Origin of the sequence: Idiomarina sp. UBA4206, assembly GCF_002383015.1 — a bacterium.
In the GTDB taxonomy this organism is placed as follows: Bacteria; Pseudomonadota; Gammaproteobacteria; order Enterobacterales; family Alteromonadaceae; genus Idiomarina; species Idiomarina abyssalis.
Map to the genome: position 1 here is coordinate 89,272 of NZ_DFTS01000039.1, position 4,944 is coordinate 94,215.

The window sequence follows — 4,944 nt, forward strand, 5'->3', positions numbered from 1 at the left end:
CCGCTACTACCACGGCGGCCACATGATGTATGTGCATGAACCGGCGAGAAAGGCGTTACTGGAAGATACCCGACAGTTTATTCAGAGGCAGGCCGGAACGACCGATTAACGACAGTACGAGCGCGAAGCCTCAAGGCTTCGCGCTTTGCAATATAGAAATTTCGTATTTACAGTTTATTTACACTTCTTTATATAATATCTTAACCTTATATTCTTTTCGAGTTACCCGTCAGGCAAGGTTATAGGCCCACCGTGGATAAAATCAGCTCATCGATTATTAGCTTTACATACGCTTCAGTGTTTTTGCTCTCCGTTTTGGCTCTAACAAGCAGTGTGTCTCAAGCTCAGGAAGCCAGCTACTCCGACTGTTCGTATATTGAGTTTGATGACGTAGACCCCAGCACTCTCACACTGCAAGAGCGCATTGCTCTTGAAGAAGCTGCGCTTTTTGCGTCTTTGGATGAGTCTGCCGAGTGTATGGAAGCGGCAACTGCATCGGCCGCCGACAACCTTGCTGAAGCCGCAGCTGGCAGTTCCGGGGCGGGAGGCGCATCGGGTTCAACCGGCTCGAGCGCAGGTGGTGCAACGGGCAGTGAAACACAACAGCAGTCGAGCTCAGCTGTATCGGAAAGCTCATCAGTGGATACAAAAGATCATAAGCGTGGCAACAGCGGTAGTGGCAGTTCGGCGGTATGCGACGCGGTGAAAGAAGGTATGGCTTCTGCCACAACAGAAGCAGAAAAAGAGCATTTCAAAGGCCTGATGGCCGAATATGGATGTCAATAATTAATGGAAGACAGAACAATGAATACACTAGCTCAACTAAAAAAAATAAAACGATTTTCAGTCGTTATGACACTCTCCGCACTATTTACATTAGCCGGATGCCAGTCAACCCAAACCAATGTCACCAGTGTAGGCCCAAGTATGAGTGGCCCGGGCAGTTCTAAGGCGCTAGGAAAAGAAGAGCGCAGCTACAGCTATAATTCCAATGTTTATCTTAATGTCGCTATTCCGGTTTTTGACCCAGGTTTGCCAAAAGATGAGTATGGGAATATCGACGATGAAGAGTTGGTTGAGGAAGACATTTGGCCACAGGTACGTCGTTTAGAAGCCAATCGTTTTGCCGTTAATACTCGCGAAGCGCTTTCTGACACTAAAGCTTTTGGCGCTGTTAATGTTACGCCCGATGCCAATGTAAGCGCGGATGTTTATGTGCTGGGAAAAATCAATTATTCAGACACTGAAACGGTTGAAATTGGCGTTCGCGTTATGGATGCCAGTAACCAAATTTGGGGCGAGGAAGAGTTTGAGTTTCGCGTGGGTGAGGGTTTCTACCGCGATGCATTAAGAAAGGGTGAGAACCCGTACGGACCTATTTTTAAAAGCATTGCGGGTTATGTTTATGACTTGCTAATGAAAAAGTCCGATGAGGAAAAGAAAACTATTCAGGCGGTTTCAGATATGCGATACGCCACTATGTACAGCCCTGAGGCTTTTGGAGGCTATTTGGGTGAGTCCAGTAACTTTTTCTCGAACCGTTCTACTATAACTTTGACCGGCGCTCCGGCTGAGTCTGACCCTATGTACCAGCGGGTTAACGTTATTAAGGCGAAAGACGAGCAGTTTATTGACTCGCTACAGGACAGTTACGACAGGTTCTACGCAAGCACACACGATGCATATCGCACGTATCAGCAGGAAACTCTTCCGGTTGCTATTGATATACGCCGGAAAAAAGAAGAGCGAACGCGTGCTCAGGTTGGCGCCGGTATTTTAGCAACAGCGGCAATTTTGCTGGGCAAGAACTCCGGCTCTACAGCTGGCCAGGTAGCAAGTGCGGCAGCAGGTTTAGGTGCGGTATACAGCTTAAGTGAAGCAATAAAGACTAACCGCGAGTTAGGCACACAGCGTGCGTTGCTTGATGAAATGGGTCAAAACCTGGACATTAAAGTAACCCCACAAGTTGTTGAGCTGAATGAGCAAAACATTGAGTTAACTGGTACCGCCGGCGAGCAGTACGCTCAGTTACGCGAAAAGCTGAAAGAAATTTATGACCTTGAATCAACACCATTAACTCAGCTTTAATTCACTCAGGGAAGGGTAACAATGTCATCTGTAGATGAGCAAATAGCGCAAAGCCGGGCTAAAAAGAAGAGAGTTATTGTAACTGGCGTAATTACCTCCGTTTTTGCCTGTTTGCTGATTGGCGTTGTCGTTACCTTACTCGCTTATTTCCCGGTTTCTGGCGGTGACACGCCGGTAGCCGAGGAGAAAGACGAGTCGCAGGCTAGTTTAGCTAACCATGCAATAGACAGAAAAGCGCTGCAAACGGCTTTGAACGAGACTAACCAGCGTGTTTCCGAACTTGTTGCTACTCCGTATTTGTCTAAGTGGAAGCCTGTCAAAGTCGCGGGTTTTCAGGCTGATATAGAACAAGCTTTTGATGACTACGGCGCCAGTGACTACAGCCAGGCGCAAACCACTATCGAGCAACTCAATACGGATATTACAAACTACCAAAGCGCGTTTGAAAAGGCTTATAAACAACCTTATGCAGACGCAGAAAAAGCCTTTGCTGCCGACGACATTGATGATGCTGCTCAGCTGAATGCTCAGGCTTTAAAGGTAAAAGGCGACTCTAGCGACGCGATGGCGTTGCAGAAGCGCATAGACACCTACCATGAAGTCGCTGATTTGTATGAACAGGCCAGAGTGGGCGGTGTAGAAGGTAACATAGAGAAGCAGCGTGCTGCTTATCAACAAATTATAAAGCTTGATCCGCAACAGCAGGATGCAAAGGCAGCCTTAGCGAAAGTGGAACAGCAAATTAAACAACAACGTTTTGCTCGTGCTTTGGCAACGGCGGTGAACGCGATTGATCGCAAGGACTTTGATCGCGCCCAGGAAGCATTAGCCAAAGCTTCGGCTATAGACAACAACCGACCGGAACTGGCAACCCTGCAGGCGCAAATTGACGCTGAGTTAAAAAGTCAGGGTATGGAGTCGCTGGAAAAGCGAATTCAGGTATTTGCAGGGGCTGACGAATGGCAAACCGTGCTGATACTGGCGGAAAAGGGGATGGCTGATTACCCGGACAGCCAGGTTGTTCAGCAGGCAAAGCAAAGCGCAGGTGAGATATTAGCAGCCAGTAGCGCGCTGGATGTTTATATTGATAGGCCGGATCGTCTGGCCGATAACAACATTCGTCAAAATGCTGTGAATGCGGTTTCGCGCTACAGCGGGCTTACGCAACTGAGCGCTAAACTGGGTGAAAAAATAAGCCAGGTTGAGCAGCTAATTGAGCGGGGAAATCAACCCATAGACGTAACGGTTCGCTCCGACAACCGAACCTATATAAAAGTATTAGGTGTTGGGGTTGTGGGTGAAGTCAGAGAAAAAACCATTCAGTTAAAACCGGGTAAGTATCAATTTGAAGGCAGTCGCGAAGGATACCGCTCAACCATTGTCGATGTTGTGGTGGAGAAATCAGGCACACCTATTGTTATTAACGTTCAATGTAACGAACGCGTTTAGCATAATTTAGCGAAAAATAATAAAAGAACAGGAGAGACTTCGTGAACTCACTTGACGAAGCCATTGAAAAAGGACGACGTAAACGACGGTTAATGGCTATTGGCTTCTCGGTCGGTATTCTTGCACTGCTGGTTATTTATTTTGGCTGGCTGTTTTTAACCAAAGGTTACAGTTTTACGGTAAAACCGGCAGAAGCCGTGCAAACTCAGCGCTTTGCTGTTCATTCTGGTGTTGGCTTTTTCATCGACAACAAATATTACGCGGTAGGCTCTGGTGGCCTTGTAGCCGTATCGGCCGACAAGTACCAAACCAAAGAAGTGCAGGTAAACGACAACAGCCCTTCAACTATTGAAGTTGAGCTGGAGCCTAAGCCCGCAAAAGTGACGATAACAACAGAGCCGGGCGCAGACAATATTGTCTGGTCAGTTAACGGTGAGCAGCGCGAAACGGCTTCTACCTTTGAGGGTGAGTTTGCTCCGGGAACTTATACGGTGTCGGCCTCGCATCCGGCTTACGAGCCGACCTCAGTGGCTATTGAAGCGCTAATAGACGGTAAAGTTGAAGAACAAATTCGGTTAACTCCTATTAGTGGCACTATCTCTATTAATTCCAGCCCGGCTGGTGCTGCGGTTACCCTTGACGGCAAAGAGGTTGGGTCAACGCCGGTAACCGTTGCTAAAGTGGGTGGCGACTACCCTGTAGTGGTGAATTATCCGGGGTATGAGCCGGTCACGGACACCGTGTCTTTAACCGTTCGCAACAAAGAACCGAAGCGTAACTACCGTCTTCAGCCCGTTCAGGCAACGGTCAATGTCTCAGTGAGTCCGAAAGGCGGTGCGTTGCTGGTCAACGGAGCGCCGGCAAAAAATCCAATTAGTGTTGATGCCAATAAAGAGCACGTTATTCGTTACGAAAAAGCTGGTTATATTAAGCAAAGCCAGACCGTTAAATTAGGGCCAGCGGAAAATCAGCAGCTGAGCTTCAGGTTGACGCCAGAAATGGGCGATGTGGCCTTTGCTGCAAACGAGCCAAGTGAAGTATACATTAATGGGCAGAAGCAGGGCGTAACGCCTTTTCGTGCCAGGCTACAGACGTTGCCTTCACAAGTTGAATTCCGAAAAAACGGGTACCGTACCGTGAAACAGGAATTTCAGCCAAGCAGCGAGCGAACTTTGAACGTAAAAGCAGAAATGCTGCGCGAGTTTGATGCCAGAAGAAAAGAAGGCAAGCCTTTGTTTGTCAGTACTCTGGGTATTGAAATGAGCCGCCTGTCACCGAAAAAGTTTACTATGGGGTCACCGGTTAATGAACCTAGCCGTGGACGTAATGAACATCAGGTGAAAGTGGATTTCTCACGGGACGTATGGATATCGCGCCATGAAATTACCGAGGCGCAGTTCGCCGTGC

At 48.0% G+C, this 4,944-nt stretch carries 4 protein-coding genes; all 4 read left to right on the plus strand.

All coding sequences use genetic code 11. The features are described 5' to 3' along the window. The first annotated feature begins 252 nt into the window (after positions 1-252). Complete coding sequence (locus B3180_RS08505) at positions 253-786, plus strand: hypothetical protein (protein ID WP_278354426.1); 534 nt, start codon at positions 253-255, stop codon at positions 784-786. A gap of 18 nt (positions 787-804) precedes the next feature. After that, positions 805-2,088, plus strand: coding sequence for a hypothetical protein (locus tag B3180_RS08510; protein ID WP_278354425.1), 1,284 nt, complete (start codon positions 805-807; stop codon positions 2,086-2,088). A 21-nt stretch (positions 2,089-2,109) separates the two neighbouring features. Then, positions 2,110-3,537, plus strand: coding sequence for a tetratricopeptide repeat protein (locus B3180_RS08515; RefSeq protein WP_278358429.1), 1,428 nt, complete (start codon positions 2,110-2,112; stop codon positions 3,535-3,537). 41 nt (positions 3,538-3,578) lie between these two features. Beyond that, a partial coding sequence (locus tag B3180_RS08520; protein ID WP_286844009.1) for a PEGA domain-containing protein occupies positions 3,579-4,944 on the plus strand: 1,366 nt, incomplete at its 3' end.

What these genes read in the sequence shown, in the direction of transcription:
- B3180_RS08510 (WP_278354425.1), top strand. Translation starts at nt 805, where the DNA reads ATGAATACACTAGCTCAACTAAAAAAAATAAAACGATTTTCAGTCGTT.
- B3180_RS08515 (WP_278358429.1), top strand. Translation starts at nt 2,110, where the DNA reads ATGTCATCTGTAGATGAGCAAATAGCGCAAAGCCGGGCTAAAAAGAAG.